Genomic DNA, 18,524 nt, shown 5'->3' with positions numbered 1-18,524 from the left:
GCAATCGGGGAGATCTCATCCGGAAGAGGTGCAGACGATGAGCGCCGATCACGACCGCGACGAACGGCGCGCCGGTCCCATCGTCGCCGCAGGGACCGGGCTGCTCCTACTGGCATGCTGCGCGCTTCCGTTGCTGCTCTGCTGCGGCCTGCCGCTCATCGCGGCGGGCGGAGCACTCGCAGGCGTCGGAGGGCTCCTCGGCAATCCCTGGATCATCGGTGCCGGGATCGCCGTCGCGATGGCCGTCACGGCCGGGATGCTCGTCAGGCTACGGCGGCGGCACCGAGGCCGCAGGACTGGCTGCTGCGAAAATCCTTCGACTGCTGATCGGAACCGGTAGCTCGATCGGATCCAGCCATCACCGCCAACGGGGCCACCTCGGCATCCCGCGGCCCTTCCAGGTCTCCACGAGACCGGCGACCCAGCGGACGGACGCGAAGAGTCCGTAGCCGGCCCCGGCGAGGCCCATGGAGACCACGAGCCAGCGACCGATCCCGAGCCACACGCTCCCGTCCACGTCGAGGGCCCACTGAGCGCCCGTGATAAGCCCGGCGACGGCCATCCAAACACCCGCGACGATCACTGCGACCGGCAGCAGCGCGAGGCACATCGACGCGGCGACAGACCAAAGCTGACGGGCCTCCAGCTTCGCCGTTGTGGCGATGATCTTTTCGGCCCGCTCGTTCGCGGCGTCAATCTTGGCTGTTGCCACGGCCCCGGCGTCGGCAGCGGCCCTCTCGATCGACTGCACAGCCTGATCCCGGGCCGTGCTGATCGCGCTCGTCGCCTCGGCGCTGGCTTGGGTGATCGACTCCCGCCAGGCCTTCTGCGCACCGTTCGCGGCCCGCTCGAACTTAGCCCGGCTCTCATCGAGATGCTTGGCGGCAGCCTCGGACTTAGAGGCTGAGCCCTTCAGACTCTCCCCGTTGAGGTTCACGCTCATACCCGCGAGAGTGGACGCGATTCCGGCGAGCAGTTCGCTGTTCTCGTTCGACTCCGGCGGCGGCGACGTTGAGGTCAGCTGATGCGAGATCGCGGAGAGCTGCTTCTCCTGCTCCTCGCTGTCCACCTTCACGAACCCCGCGAGCTTCTTCTGCTGCTCGGTCAGCGTGGCGATCCTCGTATTCTGCGCCTCGACGGCGGCGAGGATCGAGGTCAACAGCTCCATCGTCTCCGGACTGCCGAGCGGTTGCGGCGACTGCACGGGCCCGTTCTGCTGCTTCAGCCTGTCGAGTGCTGCGCTCATGTTCCTGCTCCTTCTGCTGCTGGTGGTAGTCGAAGAACGCCTGCGCGCCCTCCGGGGTGAAGTCCGCCGAGAGTGCGCTCGTGCGCTTGCGGCGCTCGGCACGCCCGGACTCGCCGCGGCGGTCCTCGATGTAGAGCGTCCAGGTCTCCTGCCCGGCGCGTTTGCCCTTCTTGCTGACGGGGCTGTGCAGCCGCATCCGTGGCACCCGATCCCGGTCGTCACCGAGCTGCTGGTTCTGCTCCTCGATCACCGAGACCAGACCGGCCTTGTCCACCGCGCGGGGATCGGCCAGCGCCGCACTCATCCGGTCGCCCATCTCGCGGTCGAGCGACCCCTCGGCGAAGTCTTCGCGGCGCAGCTCCCAGTCCTTCGGCGCGTGCTCCAGCCGCTTCACGACCGAGAGCCCGTGCTCGCGCATCAGCTCGTCGTTCGCCGACTGCACGCCCTTCTGATTCCCGGCCTTGCGGTCGTGGAACGTGCGATAGTCCGAGAGCGCCTTTCCCGTGCGGTTGTTGTGATTGAGAACCAAAATATGGTTGTGCGGCTTCTTTCCCCGCCCATCCACATGACTGACGACGAGGCAGTCGGAATCCGGGTGCATCTTCTTGGCGAGCTGGTAGCCCAGGTCGTTCACCCGCTGCACGTGTTCGGGGTTCTTCGGGTCGAACTCCTCGTCGCTGAACGACTGGCGGTAGTGCAGCGCCTCGACCTCGCGCGTCGTGTTCTGCGTGAGCGCCCGAGCGCGCGCCGAGAACGCGCCGGGGCCTCCCGGCACATCGCACGTGATCGCGACGCCCCGCTCGTCCTCCTTGCCCCGGATATAGCGCTCCGTGTCGGCGGCGCTGGTGCTCGGGCTGTAGTGCGTCGTGCTCACGAGGCCGTCCGATCACCGAGCAGGGCGCGGACCTCGCGCAGCAGCTCGATCAGCTCGGGCACCTCCGACGACAGCGCCACCGCCTCACCGGCACGTGCTCGGTGGTCCAGGTCGTTGACGTTGATCGCCAGCGGGCGGATCTGCGCGGCCAGCTCGCGCGCGTCCGCCGACACCTGCGCGCGCGCCTCGACGCCGAGCAGGTGCGCGGCCACGGCGGCGTCCAGCTCCTCGCTCCGAGAGGCGTGGAGGGCATCGCGCACGACGGCCCGCACCCACGTGCTCGGAGCCAGCCCGAGCCGCTTCGCACGAGTGCGAAGCGCCGCGAGCGTGGCCTCTCCGAAGTCGGTATCGAGCTTCGCGCGGCCCCCACGACGACGCTTCGCGCCGCCGTGACTCTGCCGCACAGCCTCCGCATCAGCCCGACCCGTGTTCACCTGGGAGTCGGTCTGCTGCTCCACCTGTACGCCAGAGTGGCAAGCAGTAGGCATGTCGGACACATCGCTGACGCTCGTGTCCTCCATGCCTGCTTGCGAGGGGCCTCCGGCCCCCTCGACCCCCTGGAAGAGCGCGTCCAGTTCGGTGCTCATGCGGCACCTCCGATCAGTGCCAGCGGCACGTCCGGACTCCGCACGGCGAGCCCGCTCAGCAGCTCCGCGACCGCGCCGTCCGCGTCGTGGTCGGCCGAGGTCTCCGGACCGTAGGTCAGTTCCCGCGACCCGGCGTTCCGGTGGTACGCGTTCCCGTACATGCCGGGCGTGTGCGCGGCGGCCGGAACGCTGCACTGATGCCACTCGTAGGGCTCGATCCTTCCAATGTGCTGCACGAGGTAGCGGTTGATCTCGTCGGCACGGTAGACCTTCACGACCGAGGCCAGGCGGCGGATGAACTGGTCCAGCGCCTCGTCCACGTTGCCCTTCTGACGGGCGTAGTAGAAGAACTCGACGGGCTCGATCGTCGCCGTGATGACGATGAGACGCGGGGCCACCTCGCCCTTGTTCTTATAGCGCGCCTTCGCCGGGGAGGCGTTGTACGGATCGAGCAGCAGCAGCCAGTCGTTCGCGTCCATCGCCGAGGCGCGCAGATCGTCGAGCAGCAGCACTTCCTCCCCGCGCCAGTCATCGAGGGGGTTCCCCGTGGCGGCCCGGTAGACCTGCCACCGCTCGCCGTGGGCGTTCGCCGCGTTGATCGCCTCGGTGATGAAGTCCGTGGCGAACCGGGTCTTGCCGATACCGGCATCCCCGTGCACGAATACCACGTGCGTCGAGAACTCACCGGCGCGGAGCTTCGCCGCCGCCCGGTACGCGCGGCGTTGACCGTAGGCGGACAGGGCATCGTCGATCTCCCGCTGATGCCGCGAGTAGATGTCGAACAGTTCATCGGTAAGCATGATCTGATCGCGCGTGATCTCGCCCTGGAGCACGCGCTCGCGCATGTCCTCGAAGTTCTCGGCGACGACCTTCTTCTTCACGTGGGCGCGACCCTTGAGCCACGTCTCCCGGCGCTGGGCGTCGATGCCGAGGTAGTCCGGCCCGCGCACCGTGGCGACCTCCGAAGGCGCGTACTGGTGCTTGTCCGCGTACTTCACGTGCGTCAGGTACGAGAGCATGTTGTCGAAGGCGTACCGCCCGCGACCGGGCTTCTCGACGTACTGCGGTTCGACGCCGATGCCAAACGCGAGCCGATCCAGAGGCGCGCTCTTCGCGCGGCTGGCGAACTTGATCACCGCGTGCAGGTGATCCGGCTTCGGCTCGACCACGAGGGTCTTCTCGGTGTCGCTCCAGACCTCGCGCTCGTCCTTGTCGTGCACGATGCCGTAGGCCTCGACGACCTCACAGCCGATCGCCTCGAGCCGCTGCACCACGTAGGCGAGGATCGCCCCGGCTCCCTGCTGGAGCAGCGCGGCCCCGTTCGCGTCCTCGGCGGCCCAGGTCCAGTACGACGGATCGAGGTACTGCGTGAGCCCGATGCTCGTCGGGTTGTTCTCCTGCTTAGCCACGGCGACCACCGCCCAGGACGTCGGAAGGAGCGTGCGGCGCCTTAAATGACCCCCTATTGACCCCCAAATGATCCTGCGGGGTCACGCGGTGGAGCGAAGGCGAAACCGGCAGCTGACCAGGCATGTTGTTGCATGGCGCGGCAATCGACAAGCCCTTGCCGCGCCCGTAGGAACGGATGAGGCTTCCAGAACTCTTGGAGTGCGGAGCACGGATGAGGACGGGCATCACGACGACGGGCAGCCCGCCTCCGGCGGATGCCAGGCCAGGCCCATCGGTCGGGCTGGTCAGGTCAGCGGGAGCGGTGGCGCTGGTGCGTTCGGCGGCGTTCATCGGGCACCACCCTTGCGGTAACGCTTGATGACGGCCCGATGCGTGACGCCGAGGGCGTCGCCGATCTTGGCCCAGGTCACCCCGTCGGCGCGGGCATCGGCGACGGCCATCTCGACGGCCTCCTCCAGCACGGAGCGGAGCACGCCGAGGTCGTAGAGGTGCGCTTCGCTGTCGGCGAGGGTGGGGTCGCCCACACGCCAGCGGAAGCCGTTCACGTGGGCGAAGGCGGCGGAGTTGGCGCTCATCAGCGATCACCACCCATCACGGCGGCGACCGCGGCCCGCTGGCGCGGAGTCAGCGGCGTGCGGGCCAGGCGCTCACCAGCTCGGCGACCGGCGGCGAGGGCGGCAGCGATGACGGGATCGAGCCCATCAGCCTGCGGATCGGGGGTCGAATCCTGGTCGAGCCCAGGGCAGTCCAGCGCAGATGCGCGGGGAGCGTCGATAACGACAGACATCGGAAGTCCTCAAACATGAGTGTGCATCCGGTTCCCCGCCACGGTAATTGGGCTGTTTGACCGGCTACTCATCCGGGAGTAGTACCGCCAGCTTCAAAGTCTGGCCCCCGGTGGGATCTTCTTGTCTGCAACCATTCTCCCACGAGTCGACTCACCAGTCCACTGACGAGTCGACTCGCGTGTCAGTCGCGACGCGGCTCTATACGAATGAGGTCGGGGTCGAACTTCACGTGACCGGGCGCGATGGGCTCGATGGTCACCGTCACCAGCTCGTCCACGAGCATCCGGCGGCGGTCCACGTCCAACGTCTTCCACTTCGCCTCGACCACCTCGCGGCGCTCCGCGGTGCCGACCGGCTCGTCCACGTCCGCGAGCAACTTCGCCGCCACCGACACCGAACGGTCGAGCAGCTCCGCGTCGATCTCATCGATGCGGGCCTTCACGTCGTTGATCGCCGCCGTGATCTCCAGGACCGGCTGATGGATGTCACGCAGCAGCGGGCTCAGCTCCTTCACCCGCTCGACCAGGGCGTTCCGCTCCGTCAGCAACTCCTCGTGATCTGGCCCATCGTCCTCCTGCGGCATCACGAGGTTGTGCACATCCACCGAGGACAAGCGGGTGAGCACCGCCTCGGTCACCATCGCATCGACGGGCTCGCGCTGGCGGGTGAGATGGAACTGCTCGCCGCAGCGGTACGTCGGCTGCTTGCGACTGTTCGTCCCGGAGACGAGCGTCGCGCCGCACTTCCCGCACAGCCCGATCGTGGACAGAAGGTACTTCGGCTGGTTACCCTGCCTCGCCGACCTTCGCACGTTGTCCTCCAGCTTCGCCACCGCGGCCCGCCACGTTTGCTCGCCGACGATGGGCGGGAACGCGTCGCCCTGCACCGGGTACAGCTCGCCCGACGCGTAGTGCTTGATGTAGCCAGCGTAGAGCGGGTTCGCCAGGAGGTAGCGCACGGCATCGACGGAGAACTCCGACCCGCGGGCGGTGAGATGACCGGCACCGTTCAGATCCTCGCGGATTCGCCGGATCGACAGCGACGGCTCGCCGAGGAACGCGGCGAAGGCCCGCCGGACGGCGTCGGCCTCCTCCGGGATCAGCTCGCCCTCTCGCGTCCACCCGAACGCCTTCCAGGCGCTCGTCGGGATGCCCTCGAAGCGTCGGCGCTCGTTCGACCTGATCTGACGCTCCGCCTTACGCCTGGCCTCGAACCGGGCCAGTGCCGCGAGCATCGTCGCTCGGAACTCACCGTCGGCCGTCGAGAGGTCGATCTCGCCGTCCACGGTGACGACCCGCAGCCCCAGGTCAATCAAGGTGTTGAGGTCCTTCGTGCTGCGCAGCAGCCGGTCCATGTCCACGGCGACCACCATCGAGAAGCGGCCCGCGCGGGCGTCGTCCAGCATCTCGGCCCAGCGGGTGCCAGCGCTGCGCTTCTTCGTCGCCGACACGGCGTTGTCCTCGTAGACCTCGACGACGTTCCAGTCCTTGGCCTCGGCCAGCGCCCTGATCTTCCTCAGCTGCGTATCGACCGTCCAGCGGTCGCCCTTGCGGTCCATGGAGGCGCGGACGTACGCGGCCACCTCGTTCGTCTTCCTCAGCGCTACCAGTTCGACCATGCAACCAAGCTTACGGATCGAGTGTCACAACCGCGACATGCTCTATCTCATGTCGATGACCCCGGTGCCGACCTCGATGTTGCTGGTCTTCGCGGCGATCGTCGCCAGCAGCGGAATGGGAGAGGCCGCCTGGGTCGCGAAATGGTGGACTCGGAAGTAGGCGCCGTTGACGCCGAGCTCGTCGGCACCGACGGAGATCTCCACCGCATCGCGCAGCATCCGCCCGGCGTCGAGGTCGCCGCCGTTGTCGTAGTGACCGAAACTGAGGAATCCGAAAGACTTCATGTCTGGCGAACCCGCTGCGCACCACGCCTATTCCCGCAGCTGTCCGGCGACAGTGAGCACGGCATCAGGCCTCGATCAAGGCGGAGCGCGGATATCGCACTGTCCACGGGCCGACAGACGCGCTGCGACTTGATCGAGCGCACGAGAGGCGGTGCTCCGAGATGACCGGGCACGACGAAGGCCCCGTCCGATCGGACGGGGCCTTGGTGGCTCCCCCGGCTGGGCTCGAACCAGCGACCCTTCGATTAACAGTCGAATGCTCTGCCAACTGAGCTACGGAGGAATGCCGCAGTTTCCTGCGGACGTGTGTTCCAGCTTAGCAAACCCCTGGGCCGGCGAACAAAACCGCGACGAGTGCTTTAGCTCACAACGATGAAGGTTTCCCCACCCGTCGCCGCAGGGTTGCCTTACAGTCAGCACAAACACAGTCCACGGCCATCTTCGGCGTCGGTCCGCGCGATAGACTCGAAGCGATCTGCTCCCCGCATCCGCACCGTCGAAACCGGAAGACTCATCGTGACCATAGTGGCAATCGCCCTCGCCGTCGTCTCGGCTGTGGCACTGGCCTATGGCGCCCTGTATCAGCACGATGCGGTTGCCGGGCAGGATGACTCCCACAACGGACTCAGCTGGGCACATTTCACCGAGCTGCTGCGCAACCGCCGGTGGCTGCTCGGACTGAGCATCCTCGGTGTGGGCACGGCCGGCAACTTCGTGGCTCTGGCACTGGCACCGGTGATGGTGGTGCAGCCGATCGGGGCATTCTCACTCATCGTCTCCGTGCTGCTCGGCGTCCGTCACCGTGGGCTCAAGGTCAACAGACGGCTCGTCCAGTCCGTCGTCTGGTGCACCGCCGGGGTGACGCTCTTCGTCGCGCTCTCGGCCACGACAGCGCAGTCGGAAGTCCACCTCGGTGCCGATGCGATGCCGCTGTTCTGGATCACCGCCGTCGCCGTCGTCATCGGCCTGGTGATCATGTTGGTCTTCCGTCACGCCCCTCAGCTCGTGCTCATCATCGCAGCCGGGCTGCTCTTCGCCTGTGTGGCGACGAACGCGCACCTGGTCAGCGTCCAGTTCCTGAAAGCCGGACTCGATCAGGTCACCTGGATCAACGTCGCAGCACTGCTCGCGGCTGTGGCACTGGGGTCCCTGTTCGTCCAGAACGCCTATGCGGCAGGACCCCCCGAGATGGTCATCGCCGGGCTGACCGTCATCGACCCGATCGGGGCCGTCATCCTGGGCACCGTCGTACTCGGCGAGGCGGCCCACTCCCCCGTCTGGCTCATCGTTCTCATCACCCTCACCGGATTGGTCGCCTGCGCGGCCGTCGTTGTATTGTCGCGGTATCATCCCGATGTCAGAGATCGAGAAGCTCAGCGCAGGAACGCCCGGCGTTCCGACACCATGACCGACACCGAGGAGAGCTGAATCCTGTCTGCGCACCGTCCCACTCCGAATCGCCGAATCCTCATCCCGGCGGAGACGTACGCCCCTGAAGTCAACGGTGCCGCGAAGTTCGCCGAACGGTTGGCCGAGGGCCTTGCCGCCCGCGGCAATCACGTCCACGTCGCCTGTCCTTCGGCGACAGGCAAGCCCTCCGTCAGTGTCGAGAACGGGGTCACCGTTCACCGCCTCACCGCTCACAGGTGGCCCCTGCACCCGACGTGGATGATCTGCATGCCGTGGGAGACGAAGCCCGAGCTCTCGCGCCTCCTCGACAGCGTCCGCCCCGATGTCGTCCACACTCAGGCACATTTCGTCATCGGCCGCTATGCGTTCTCCGAATCGAGTCGACGGGGAATTCCGGTCGTCGCCACGAACCATTTCATGCCCGACAATGTCCGCCCCTATCTCAAAGCCCCGAAGGTCGTGCTCGACGGCGGCACCGCCATCGCCTGGTGGGACCTGCGTCGCAAATTCCAGTCCGCCGATTTCATCACGGTACCCACACAGCTGGCCGCCGATCTGCTCACCGAGAACGGGTTCTCCTCGCCTATCCGGGCGGTCTCCTGCGGAATCGACCTGCAGCGCTTCGCCCATCTGCGCGAACTCGACTGCTCCGCATCACGCGCCATCCCGCCTCGAGTCCTCTTCGTCGGGCGCCTGTCGTCGGAGAAGCATGCCGCAGACATCGTCGAAGCCCTGGCGAAGACCGACCCGGAGCTGGGGCTCGAAGCCGATATCGTCGGCGGCGGCGACCAGGAGGAACCGCTGCGGCAGCTGGCCGCCGAACACGGCGTCGCCGATCGCGTGCATGTCCTCGGGAAGATCAGCGACAAGGAGCTCATGGACGCCTACCAGCGCTGCACTTTCTTCTGCATGCCCTCGACCGCCGAACTGCAGTCCATCGCCACGTTGGAGGCACTGGCTTCACGCAAACCGGTGGTGCTTGCCGACGCGGTGGCACTGCCGCACCTCGTCCGCGACGGCGTCAACGGGTATCTGTTCCCACCGCGTGACACCGATGCGCTGGCCGATCGCTTCACCCGCATCTGCCGGATGCCGGACGACGACCTCGATGACATGTCGAAGGCGTCGCTCGACGTCGTGGCCAAACACGATATCGAATACACCCTCGACACCTTCGAAGCGATCTACGACGGGGTCATCCGAGACGCCGTCGACGCGTCCGCAGCCTGACGGCCGATCGGCCTCAGGGTGCTGTGGGCGGGACGAAGACCGCCGGCGCTGACGACATCCGAGCGAAGGCGACACCATTGACCATGTCATCGACGGACCGCCACCGGCGACTATCTCCGCCGAATCCCAACGACTGCTGCATCCAAGCGAAGACGTCCTCGATGGTCCACCCGAGGCTGCGCAATTGCTGATAGGTCACCGCACCATCGCGTTTGGCCAGTCGCTGCCCGCTTTCACTGAGCACCAGAGGCACGTGCACCCAGCCCGGTTCGGGCAGCCCCAGCAGCTTCGACAGATATGCCTGCCGTGGCGCCGAGGAGGCGAGATCGTCCCCGCGCAGGATCTCGTCGATTCCGCTCGCTGCGTCATCGACGACGACGGTGAGGTTGTAGGCGAATACGCCGTCACCTCTGCGCAGCACGAGGTCGTCGACAAGCGCGTCCACCCGGCCGAGCATCACATCGTCGATGCGGTGCTCTCGATTGTCCGCGCGCAGGCGCAGAGCCAGCTGCCGGTTGTTCGCTTCAAGCCTCAGCCGGGCGGACTCGCGCTCCTCTTCCCCGAGGCTGCGGCAGGTTCCGGGGTACGCTCCGGGTGGAGCGTGCGGAGCACTCGGTGCCTGGGCGATGTCCTTGCGTGAGCAGTAGCATTCGTAGACGAGACCATCGGCCGCCAGCTTCGCGATCGCGGCCGAGTATTCGGCAGTCCGCGCTGACTGGACAAGAGGCGGTTCGTCGGGTTCGACCCCGAGTTCGGCGAAGACTTCGAGCTGTGATTCGGCTGACCCGGCCTTCACCCGATCGAGGTCTTCGACCCGCCACAGGAATCGCCGGCCCGTCTGCCGGGCCCGCACATAGCTGAGCAGTCCGGAGCGGATGTTGCCGATGTGGAGGTCACCACTCGGGCTCGGAGCGAAACGGCCCGCTCCGCAGCCGGCGGGGTGGGACTCGGTCACTGATGGGCCACGAGATCGCCGTACTGCGGGAACCGTTCGAGGTAGTCCTGAACATAGGAGCAGGTCGGCACGATGGACGCCCCATCCGCTCGGATGAGGTCGAGCACCTGGGTGACGAGGGTGCGGGCGAAGCCTCGTCGGGAGAAGCCTTCGGAGATGATCGTGTGCTGCAGTTCCACGGTGTGGTCATCGATGACTTGGTAGGCGAGGAACCCGATGAACTCCCCCGGGGTCTCATCGGTGAACAGTTCGTACCGCTCGCGGTCGATGTTCTTCACCACGCGGACCGGTGTGGGGCTGAGTTGAGGCTGTGGCATTGATGCACTCCTTCATTGCCGACTCCTATCTGAACGATACATGGTTGAGCGGGACCCGGTCGCCAGCGACCGGGCCCCGTCACGCACCACATGAATCAGTCGACGAGCTTCGAGGTCAGCCCCTCCGCCTCGGTATCGGCGGTCGTCTTGCGCTGGAGGCGGGATTCGAGCCAACGGGCGAACCCGGCGACGATCATATTGATGATGATGAACAGGGCGGCTCCGACGATGAACGTCGGCAGCAGGTTGTTGTACTCACGCCCGATGAGGTTCACCTGGTAGAGCAGATCCTGGTAGGTGACGATGAAGCCCAGAGCCGAGTCCTTCAGCAGCACGACGATCTGAGCGATGATCGTCGGCATCATCGCACGCAGCGCCTGCGGCATGAGCACCAGACTCATCACCTGTCCCGATCGCAGCCCGATCGCCATCGCCGCCTCACGCTGCCCGGTGGGGACAGCGAGGATGCCGGCGCGGATGATCTCGGCCAGCACCATTCCGTTGTAGAGGGTCAGGCCGAAGACGACCGACCAGAAGGGGCCGATGTCGTTGCCGAAGAGGAGGAACATCGCGAAGATGAGCAGCAGCACCGGCACGCCGCGGAAGAATTCGAGGACGATCGTTCCGGGGACGGAGACGACCTTCTTGGGTGAGAGCCGCAGGAGGGCGAAGACCACGCCCACCACCAGTGCGAGGACCGATGCCACGACCGCCACCTTGAGGGTGGCGAGCATGCCTTCGAGCAGCACCATCTGGATCTGCGCGAAGGTGAACGGATACCACTTATCGGGTTCGAGCTGACCGGCGTCGGCGAACTTCCAGATCACGAAGGCCACGAGTGCCAACAGCACGATCAGTGACACGATCGAGAGGATGATGTTGTTCCGGCGCGACTTCGGGCCCGGCTCGTCGAACAGCACTTGGGTCGGTGCGCTCATCGCAGAATCACCAGCTTCTTCTCCAGGTAGTCGAAGACACGGCCGAGCAGCAGAGCCAGGATCAGGTAGGCCAGCGCGGTGCCGAAGAGCAGCGGAATGACGAGGTCACCGCGGACTTCGATGGCATTGCGCATCGCCGAGATCAGCTCTCGGTTGTTGAACGCCGAGGCGATCGACGTGTTCTTGAGCATCGCGATGATCACACTGCCCAGCGGCGGGATGACCGTGCGGAAGGCCTGCGGCAGGACCACTTCGCCCAGGGTCTGGCCGAAGCTCAGGCCCACGGCTCGGGCGGCTTCGGCCTGTCCGACGGGAATCGTCGAGATTCCCGACTTCAAGGTCTCGGCCACGAAGCAGGCGGTGTAGGCGATGAGGGCGATCGTGGCGTAGACGAAGGAGTTGAACGAACTCGACGACCCGAAACGGATGTCGAGGAACGGCAGTCCGAAGGCGCAGAAGAACATCACGAGGGTCAGCGGAGTGTTCCGGACGACGTTGATATACGTCGACGCCGCGATGCGCAGCACCGGAGTTGGCGAGACCCGCATGGCGGCGAGCACCGTGCCGAGGATCATGGATCCGATCAAGGCGACGGTGAAGAGTCTGATCGTTCCCCACGCACCGGAGAGGAACATCTGGAGAAGCTCCAGGAAATCCATGGCAGATACCTTAATCGATGCGAGGGCACCGCATTCGGCGCCCTCGCATCATGTCAATCTGTGGACTGGGTCAGTAACGGTCGACTTCGGGCATTTCGACGTCATCGGTGGAACCGAGGGTGTACTCGAATGCCTTCTTCCAATCGCCGTCGTCCATGCCCTTCTCCAGAGCATCGTTGACCGCGTCCCGCAGGGCCTTGTCGTCCTTGGGCAGACCGACGCCGTAGGGCTCTTCGGTGAAGGGCTTGCCGACGACCTTGAACTCACCTTCGTACTGCTTGGCGTAGCCGCGCAGAATCGCATCGTCGGTGGTCACCGCGTCGACGGAGCCCGACTGCAGGTCGGTCACGCACTTCGAATAGGCGTCATAGGTGACGAGTTCGGCCTTCTTGTACTTGTCCTTGATGTTCTGCGCAGGTGTCGAACCGTCGACGGAGCAGACCTTCTTGCCGTCGAGGTCCTCGGGACCGGCGATGTCCGAATCAGCGGCCACGAGGAGGTCTTGACCGGCCACGTAGTAGGGTCCGGCGAAGTCGACGACCTTCTTGCGTTCGTCGTTGATCGTGTAGGTGGCCACGATCATGTCGACGTTGCCTTGCTGCAGGAAGGGCTCACGGTTGGCCGAGACGGTCTCCGTGTACTTGATCTGGTCGGGCTTGAAGCCGAGCTGCGCGGCGACCATCTTGGCGATCTCGATGTCGAAGCCTTCGGGCTGCTCCGAACCTGCCGAGACATTTCCGAGTCCGGGCTGGTCGTATTTGACGCCGATGGTGATCTCGCCGGCGTCCTTCGCGGCCTTCCAGGTCTTCGAGTCGGCGATGTCCGCGCTTTCGTTGACCTTGTATTCGGGTGCCTCTGCCTTGGCTCCGTCGCCTTCGGCAGGTGCGTCCGGGGTTCCGCCCTGGCCGCAGCCGCTGAGTGCCAGCATTCCGATGGCCACCGAGGCGACCGCCAGTCTGAGCTTCTTCATGGTCTCTCCTTGTGAGTGAGTTGATGCAGTGTGAAAGCGGTGGTGTCAGTTGGTCAGGATCTTCGACAGGAAGTCCTTGGCTCGAGTGCTCTGGGGGTTCGTGAAGAACTCCTCGGGTCCGGCGACTTCGACGATCTCCCCGTCGGCCATGAACACCACGCGGTGGGCGGCCTTGCGGGCGAAGCCCATCTCGTGGGTGACCACGACCATGGTCATGCCCTCCTCGGCGAGTCCGACCATGACATCGAGGACCTCGTTGATCATCTCCGGGTCCAGCGCCGAGGTGGGCTCGTCGAAGAGCATCACCTTCGGCTTCATCGCCAGAGACCGGGCGATCGCAACACGCTGCTGCTGACCGCCGGAGAGCTGGGCCGGGTACTTGTCGGCCTGATGGGCGACGCCGACGCGTTCGAGCAGAGCCATCGCCTGCTTGTCCGCTTCGGCCTTCGGGGTCTTGCGCACCTTGATCGGTCCCAGAGTGACGTTCTCGAGGATCGTCTTGTGGGCGAAGAGGTTGAAGGACTGGAACACCATGCCGACATCGGAACGCAGCTGAGCCAGAGCCGTGCCCTCTGCGGGGAGTTCCCTGCCATCGATCGTGATGCTGCCGGAGGTGATGGTCTCCAGGCGGTTGATCGTCCGGCACAGGGTCGATTTGCCCGAACCGGACGGTCCGATGACGACGACGACCTCGCGTTCGGCGATATCGAGATCGACGTTCTTCAGCGCGTGGAAGTCGCCGTAGTGCTTCTCGACATTGCTCAAAGACACCAGTGGGGGTGATTCAGCTCTCATATGTAGTGATCCTAGTGAATATGGGCAGGCAGAAGAACGGCACGCCCGGGGCAGACAGAACTGCAACCGACTTGTGACCTCGAACACGACCCGACCGCAGTTCCCGTCGGAGACGTGCCCGCCCTACTCAGGCGTCGGTCTTGTGAGCGAGCTCCTCGCCTTCTCGACGCAGCTCGACCTTGCGGATCTTTCCCGACACCGTCATCGGGAACGACTCACGGACTTCGACATAGCGCGGGATCTTGAAGTGGGCGAGCTTGCCGGAGCAGAACTCACGCACCTCTTCGGCGGAGAGCGAATCGAATCCGTCTTTGAGGATCACCCATGCCATGAGCTCCTCACCGTACTTCTCGTCGGAGACGCCGACGACCTGGACGTCGCGGATCGCGGGATGGTGGTAGAGGAACTCCTCGACCTCGCGCGGATAGACGTTCTCGCCTCCGCGGATGACCATGTCCTTGATCCGTCCGGAGATGTCGACGTATCCGTCGTCGTCCATGATGGCCAGGTCACCGGTGTGGATCCAGCGAGCTGCATCGATGGTCTCGGCGGTCTTGTCCGGCTGATTCCAGTAGCCGAGCATGACGGCGTAGCCGCGAGTGCAGAATTCGCCCTTCTGGCCACGCGGAACGGTCTGTCCGGTGACAGGGTCGGCGATCTTGATCTCAAGGTGAGGCATGACGCGGCCGACGGTCTCGGTGCGCTTCTGCAGGGAGTCGTCCACTCGGGTCATCATCGACACCGGTGCGGTCTCCGTCATTCCATAGCAGATGGCGACCTCGGACATGTTCATATCGTCGATGACTCGACGCATCGTGTTGACCGGGCAGGGCGATCCCGCCATGACGCCGGTGCGCAGTGAGGAGAAGTCGAACTCCGCGAACTGCGGATGCTCGAGCTCGGCGATGAACATCGTCGGCACACCGTAGAGCGATGTGGCCTTCTCCTCGGTCACTGCCGCCATCGTCGCCACCGGGTCGAAGGCAGGCGCCGGCAGCACGATCGCGGAGCCGTGGCTGAGTGCGGCGAGATTGCCGATGACCATGCCGAAGCAGTGGTAGTACGGCACGGGAACGACCACGGTATCGGCGGGTGTGTAGGAGAGCATCTCGCCGATGAAGAACCCGTTGTTGAGGATGTTGTGGTGGCTGAGCGTCACGCCCTTGGGGAATCCGGTCGTGCCGGAGGTGTATTGGATGTTGATCGGATCATCGGCCGAAAGATCGTCGATGACCTGCTGCAGCCTGACCTCGTACTTCGTTCCCGAATCCTCGAGCATCTCGCGTCCCTGCCCGATGAGATGGGCGAAGGACTCCCGCTCGCCCACTGTGACGTCACCGATGAGGTCGTCGGAGACGGTGTCGAGGAAGACGAGGTCGAGGCTGGGGATCTTGGCGGCCACCTCGGTGGCGATGGCGTGGAAGTCCGAGTGCGGAGGAGCGACGATCTGCGAGATCATCAGGCTCATTCCGGACTGTTCGACGACGAATTCGAGTTCGTGGCTGCGGTAGGCGGGGTTGACGTTGACGAGGATCGCACCGATCTTCGCCGTGGCGTACTGGACGAGCGCCCATTCGCCGACGTTCTGCGCCCAGATCCCGACCCGGTCGCCCTTCTTCACCCCGCGCTCGAGGAGACCGATGGCCACTGCGTCGGTATCACGATCGAAGTCGGAGTAGGTCCAGCGGCGATTCGAATGCCGGTCGACCAATGCCAGTGCATCGGGGTTCTGCGCTGCTGTGCGTTTGATGTGCTCGGCGATGGTGATCCCGAGCAGCGGTTCTGTCGATGTTCCCGACGAGTAGGACAATTCGGACACTGCGGTGTGCTCCCTTGTTTGCCGATCTTCAATGTGATTGATTGCACACTATTCCGTCGCGGTCCCGCATGCAAAAGCTGGTGAGGAAATCGGCACCCTCACCTGCGGCTTCGGGGTCGACTTGTCCCACCGGGGCGGAGTGGACGACGGTCCCGTTCTCCACTTGGACGAGGGAATCGGCCAACGCTTTCACGTCCTCGATGTCGTGAGTGACGAGCAGTGCGCTGCGCCCGTGGAGCAGTTGGACCAGCACCTGCCTGGTCTCGACCGCCACATCGACATCGAGTGCGGCCAGCGGCTCGTCGAGCAGCAGCAGCTTCGGTTCGACGACGAGTGCACGGGCCAAAGCGATGCGTGCCGCCTGTCCGCCGGAGACGGCATCGGGCCTGCGGTTTGCGAATCGCCCCACGCCGAGGCGGTCGAGCATCGCCTGCGCCCGTTCACGTGCTGTGCCGCGTGGAGAACCATGAGCGCGCAGCCCGAAGCTGACATTGTCGATGACGTTGAGATGGGGGAACAGGAGGGGGTTCTGCGCGAGATGGACGATTCCGCGGTCGTGGACGGGCGGCCACAGCCCGGCATCGATGTCGAACACTGTGTCGTGTCCGATGCGCAGGCGTCCCGAATCGGGGGTCAGAGCCCCGGTGAGCGCATGGAACAGGGTGGACTTTCCAGCCCCGTTGCGGCCGATGATCGCGGTGGTTCCCGGCAGATCGGAGGCGAGGTCCAGGTCGATTCCGCGGGCATCCAGCCGGACTTTCGAGCTGATGAGCTGCGCCGATCCCGTCCGGCCAACGGACCGCACCTCCGGTGGCACCTCTCCCCCAGGTTTCGGTTCGGTGACCATGGAGCGCGGAGCCGCCTCGGCGGGGGTGGGTGTCGGAACGGTGTGTGGGGATTTCAGTCGGGGAGCATGCGGGGACCGGTAGGCGAGGATGATGATGAGCACGGCGATGACGATGAGCAGGAGGGAGAGGCCGATGGCCGCCTGCGGATCGGATTCGCGCACGAGGTAGACCTGCAGCGGCATCGTGCGGGTCACGCCGGACAGCGATCCGGCGAAGGTCAGCGTCGCCCCGAACTCTCCGAGTGAGCGTGCGAAGCACAGCACGGCGCCGGTGATGATTCCGTGCCTGAGCAGAGGCAGAGTGACCGTGAAGAACACACGGTTCGGTTTCGCACCGAGCTCGGCGGCGGTGAGCTCATAGCGGCGGCCGAGCCCCGCGGTGGCGGTCTCGACGGACATGACCATGAACGGCAGGGATACGAATACCTGCGCCATGATCACCGCCGAGGTGGTGTAGGCGAGGCTGAGTCCCACCGATTCGAGTCCCCCGCCGAGGATGGCCGACCGGCCCCAGGTGTAGAGCAGGGCGAGGCCGCTGACCACCGGCGGCAGCACGAGGGGCAGCAGGATGAGGGTGCGCACGATGCGCTGGCCCGGGAACGGGCGGGTGGCGAGCAGGTACCCGAGGGGGAAGCCGATGAGGACGCTGATGAGTGCGGAGGTCACCGAGGTCAGCAGGGACAGCTGCATCGCGAGGCGGGATTCCTCGGCGGTGATCACGGCGAGCAGGCTCTGCGGGTCGACCCGGGTGAGCATACCGATGACGGGCAGGAGCAGGAACACGATGCCGATGACGGCTGGCAGCCACAGCCAACCGGGAACCAGCGAATCCGTTCTGCTCCGCCTCGATGGGCGAGGCGGGGACGCCTCCGGGCGGGTTGACGGTGTCTCCGGTTGGGGCGGGGTTGGTGCGGGCATGGTCAGGCTGCGGCGAATCCGGCGTCGCGCAGCAGCTTCTGGGCGGTGTCGGAGCCGAGGAACTTCACAAAGGCGTCGGCTTCATCCTGGTTCTCGCTGGCCCTGACGGCGCCGGCCGGGTATTTGTTGATGACTTTGTCGGCTCCGTCGAGGTCGACCTGTTCGACTTCGCCGTCGGCGCGTGCGATGTCGGTGACGTAGACGATTCCCGCATCGGCCTGTCCGGCGCTGACCTTGCCGAGCACATCGGTCACCGAGTTCTCTTCGCTGACCGGATCGAGTGCGACGTCATTGAGGTCGGCCCACTTCTCGGTGGCTGCCCCGCAGGGCACCTGAGGCGCGCACACGACGAGGTCGTTGCCCGTGAAGTCCTCTGAGTTCGTGATCGCCTTCGGGTTGCCCTCGGCCACGGCCAGGGTGAGCGCGTTCGAGGCGAACATGTGGGGATCGCCGGCGAGCAGGTCCTCGGATTCGAGGGTCTCCATCGTCTTCTGGTCGGCGGTGGCGATGACGTCGGCGGGGGCGCCTTCGGAGATCTGGGAGACGAGGTCGGAGGAGCCGGCGAAGGAGAACTTCACGTCGGGAGCGTTCGGGTCGGCCTTTGTGAATGCGTCGGCGATGTCCTCGAAGACCTCGGTGAGCGAGGCCGCGGCGAAGACGGTGATCTCAGCCGGCTGATCCGCTTCGGCCCCGGAATCCGGTCCCGAGGAGCAGGCGGACAGGGTCAGGGCTGCGGCGGTGCAGAGCCCGAGAAGGGTTTTCCTCATGTGCCCATTGAACCCGCGGATGCGGTTCCCTGTCGACTTCTGTTCCGATTATGAGACTTGCTGACGTCCAGCTGCCCGTATTTGCTGACCG

Annotated in this window: 19 protein-coding genes, 1 tRNA gene and 1 pseudogene; 3 read left to right on the top strand and 18 right to left on the bottom strand. The window is 65.5% G+C overall.

Going from position 1 to position 18,524, the window contains the following annotated elements; all coding sequences use genetic code 11:
• Window positions 1–37: 37 nt before the first annotated feature.
• On the top strand, window positions 38–340 hold the full coding sequence (locus GUY30_RS08145; RefSeq protein WP_081275423.1) for a mercuric ion transporter MerT: 303 nt from the start codon (window positions 38–40) through the stop codon (window positions 338–340).
• A gap of 18 nt (window positions 341–358) precedes the next feature.
• Here the strand turns inward: GUY30_RS08145 and GUY30_RS08140 are convergent, their stop codons facing one another.
• The 9 genes and pseudogenes from GUY30_RS08140 to GUY30_RS08100 form a co-directional block, all read right to left on the bottom strand.
• The gene (locus tag GUY30_RS08140) at window positions 359–1,246 is read right to left on the bottom strand and encodes an ABC-2 transporter permease (RefSeq protein WP_038989747.1); all 888 of its coding nucleotides are present in this window, start codon (window positions 1,244–1,246) and stop codon (window positions 359–361) included.
• 412 nt (window positions 1,247–1,658) lie between these two features.
• Window positions 1,659–2,021 (bottom strand): annotated as a pseudogene (locus GUY30_RS18180) (relaxase/mobilization nuclease domain-containing protein); the annotation flags it as partial.
• Between the two features lie 95 nt (window positions 2,022–2,116).
• Window positions 2,117–2,707 (bottom strand): hypothetical protein, encoded by a 591-nt coding sequence (locus GUY30_RS08130; RefSeq protein ID WP_035123391.1) that lies wholly within the window; start codon window positions 2,705–2,707, stop codon window positions 2,117–2,119.
• Window positions 2,704–4,125, bottom strand: coding sequence for a Rep family protein (locus tag GUY30_RS08125; RefSeq protein ID WP_053446999.1), 1,422 nt, complete (start codon window positions 4,123–4,125; stop codon window positions 2,704–2,706). The genes GUY30_RS08130 and GUY30_RS08125 overlap by 4 nt, the downstream gene beginning before the upstream one ends.
• Before the next feature lie 318 nt (window positions 4,126–4,443).
• Window positions 4,444–4,692, bottom strand: a complete 249-nt coding sequence (locus GUY30_RS08120; protein ID WP_167196008.1) for a helix-turn-helix domain-containing protein — start codon at window positions 4,690–4,692, stop codon at window positions 4,444–4,446.
• A complete protein-coding gene (locus GUY30_RS08115) occupies window positions 4,692–4,904 on the bottom strand; it encodes a hypothetical protein (protein ID WP_053446998.1) in 213 nt (70 codons plus the stop codon). The genes GUY30_RS08120 and GUY30_RS08115 overlap by 1 nt, the downstream gene beginning before the upstream one ends.
• A 182-nt stretch (window positions 4,905–5,086) precedes the next feature.
• Window positions 5,087–6,523 carry a recombinase family protein gene (locus GUY30_RS08110; protein ID WP_167196004.1) on the bottom strand — a complete coding sequence of 479 codons (1,437 nt, stop codon included), beginning with the start codon at window positions 6,521–6,523 and terminating at the stop codon, window positions 5,087–5,089.
• 42 nt (window positions 6,524–6,565) lie between these two features.
• Window positions 6,566–6,808 (bottom strand): LLM class flavin-dependent oxidoreductase, encoded by a 243-nt coding sequence (locus tag GUY30_RS08105; RefSeq protein ID WP_167196001.1) that lies wholly within the window; start codon window positions 6,806–6,808, stop codon window positions 6,566–6,568.
• 207 nt (window positions 6,809–7,015) lie between these two features.
• Window positions 7,016–7,091: transfer RNA gene (locus tag GUY30_RS08100), tRNA-Asn, on the bottom strand.
• A gap of 233 nt (window positions 7,092–7,324) precedes the next feature.
• Between GUY30_RS08100 and GUY30_RS08095 the strand changes: the two genes are divergently transcribed.
• Both GUY30_RS08095 and GUY30_RS08090 read left to right on the top strand, forming a co-directional pair.
• Window positions 7,325–8,236: a DMT family transporter gene (locus GUY30_RS08095; protein WP_228281816.1), complete on the top strand. Its 912-nt coding sequence runs from the start codon at window positions 7,325–7,327 to the stop codon at window positions 8,234–8,236.
• A complete protein-coding gene (locus GUY30_RS08090; RefSeq protein WP_323127785.1) occupies window positions 8,237–9,448 on the top strand; it encodes a glycosyltransferase in 1,212 nt (403 codons plus the stop codon). It abuts the gene before it with no gap.
• Window positions 9,449–9,461: 13 nt separating this feature from the next.
• Here the strand turns inward: GUY30_RS08090 and gluQRS are convergent, their stop codons facing one another.
• From gluQRS to modA, 9 genes are all read right to left on the bottom strand, one after another.
• Window positions 9,462–10,403 carry a tRNA glutamyl-Q(34) synthetase GluQRS gene (gene gluQRS, locus GUY30_RS08085; RefSeq protein WP_167195999.1) on the bottom strand — a complete coding sequence of 314 codons (942 nt, stop codon included), beginning with the start codon at window positions 10,401–10,403 and terminating at the stop codon, window positions 9,462–9,464.
• On the bottom strand, window positions 10,400–10,720 hold the full coding sequence (locus GUY30_RS08080; RefSeq protein ID WP_062242388.1) for a GNAT family N-acetyltransferase: 321 nt from the start codon (window positions 10,718–10,720) through the stop codon (window positions 10,400–10,402). The genes gluQRS and GUY30_RS08080 overlap by 4 nt, the downstream gene beginning before the upstream one ends.
• Window positions 10,721–10,815: 95 nt before the next feature.
• Window positions 10,816–11,658: an amino acid ABC transporter permease gene (locus tag GUY30_RS08075; protein ID WP_167195996.1), complete on the bottom strand. Its 843-nt coding sequence runs from the start codon at window positions 11,656–11,658 to the stop codon at window positions 10,816–10,818.
• Complete coding sequence (locus GUY30_RS08070; protein ID WP_062242383.1) at window positions 11,655–12,317, bottom strand: amino acid ABC transporter permease; 663 nt, start codon at window positions 12,315–12,317, stop codon at window positions 11,655–11,657. The genes GUY30_RS08075 and GUY30_RS08070 overlap by 4 nt, the downstream gene beginning before the upstream one ends.
• 70 nt (window positions 12,318–12,387) lie before the next feature.
• Window positions 12,388–13,287, bottom strand: coding sequence for a glutamate ABC transporter substrate-binding protein (locus GUY30_RS08065; protein ID WP_062242381.1), 900 nt, complete (start codon window positions 13,285–13,287; stop codon window positions 12,388–12,390).
• Between the two features lie 45 nt (window positions 13,288–13,332).
• Entirely contained in the window at window positions 13,333–14,082 is a 750-nt protein-coding gene (locus GUY30_RS08060; RefSeq protein WP_167195993.1) for an amino acid ABC transporter ATP-binding protein, read from the bottom strand.
• Between the two features lie 127 nt (window positions 14,083–14,209).
• Window positions 14,210–15,901 (bottom strand): AMP-binding protein, encoded by a 1,692-nt coding sequence (locus tag GUY30_RS08055; RefSeq protein WP_167195990.1) that lies wholly within the window; start codon window positions 15,899–15,901, stop codon window positions 14,210–14,212.
• 28 nt (window positions 15,902–15,929) lie between these two features.
• Window positions 15,930–17,666: an ABC transporter permease gene (locus GUY30_RS08050; RefSeq protein WP_167195987.1), complete on the bottom strand. Its 1,737-nt coding sequence runs from the start codon at window positions 17,664–17,666 to the stop codon at window positions 15,930–15,932.
• 2 nt (window positions 17,667–17,668) lie between these two features.
• Window positions 17,669–18,433 carry a molybdate ABC transporter substrate-binding protein gene (gene modA, locus GUY30_RS08045; protein ID WP_167195984.1) on the bottom strand — a complete coding sequence of 255 codons (765 nt, stop codon included), beginning with the start codon at window positions 18,431–18,433 and terminating at the stop codon, window positions 17,669–17,671.
• Window positions 18,434–18,524: the final 91 nt, after the last annotated feature.

Source organism: Brevibacterium pigmentatum, assembly GCF_011617465.1.
Classification (GTDB): domain Bacteria; phylum Actinomycetota; class Actinomycetes; order Actinomycetales; family Brevibacteriaceae; genus Brevibacterium; species Brevibacterium pigmentatum.
The sequence above is the reverse complement of the archived record's forward strand: the minus strand, read 5'-3'. Positions and strand labels throughout refer to the sequence as shown.

Bases quoted from the DNA above. Each gene is read 5' to 3' on its own strand.
- GUY30_RS08145 (WP_081275423.1), top strand. From the start codon at position 38: ATGAGCGCCGATCACGACCGCGACGAACGGCGCGCCGGTCCCATCGTC.
- GUY30_RS08050 (WP_167195987.1), bottom strand. From the start codon at position 17,666: ATGCCCGCACCAACCCCGCCCCAACCGGAGACACCGTCAACCCGCCCG.
- GUY30_RS08140 (WP_038989747.1), bottom strand. From the start codon at position 1,246: ATGAGCGCAGCACTCGACAGGCTGAAGCAGCAGAACGGGCCCGTGCAG.
- GUY30_RS08105 (WP_167196001.1), bottom strand. From the start codon at position 6,808: ATGAAGTCTTTCGGATTCCTCAGTTTCGGTCACTACGACAACGGCGGC.
- GUY30_RS08080 (WP_062242388.1), bottom strand. From the start codon at position 10,720: ATGCCACAGCCTCAACTCAGCCCCACACCGGTCCGCGTGGTGAAGAAC.
- GUY30_RS08060 (WP_167195993.1), bottom strand. From the start codon at position 14,082: ATGAGAGCTGAATCACCCCCACTGGTGTCTTTGAGCAATGTCGAGAAG.
- GUY30_RS08115 (WP_053446998.1), bottom strand. From the start codon at position 4,904: ATGTCTGTCGTTATCGACGCTCCCCGCGCATCTGCGCTGGACTGCCCT.
- GUY30_RS08130 (WP_035123391.1), bottom strand. From the start codon at position 2,707: ATGAGCACCGAACTGGACGCGCTCTTCCAGGGGGTCGAGGGGGCCGGA.
- GUY30_RS08070 (WP_062242383.1), bottom strand. From the start codon at position 12,317: ATGGATTTCCTGGAGCTTCTCCAGATGTTCCTCTCCGGTGCGTGGGGA.
- GUY30_RS08075 (WP_167195996.1), bottom strand. From the start codon at position 11,658: ATGAGCGCACCGACCCAAGTGCTGTTCGACGAGCCGGGCCCGAAGTCG.
- GUY30_RS08065 (WP_062242381.1), bottom strand. From the start codon at position 13,287: ATGAAGAAGCTCAGACTGGCGGTCGCCTCGGTGGCCATCGGAATGCTG.
- modA (WP_167195984.1), bottom strand. From the start codon at position 18,433: ATGAGGAAAACCCTTCTCGGGCTCTGCACCGCCGCAGCCCTGACCCTG.
- GUY30_RS08110 (WP_167196004.1), bottom strand. From the start codon at position 6,523: ATGGTCGAACTGGTAGCGCTGAGGAAGACGAACGAGGTGGCCGCGTAC.
- GUY30_RS08120 (WP_167196008.1), bottom strand. From the start codon at position 4,692: ATGAGCGCCAACTCCGCCGCCTTCGCCCACGTGAACGGCTTCCGCTGG.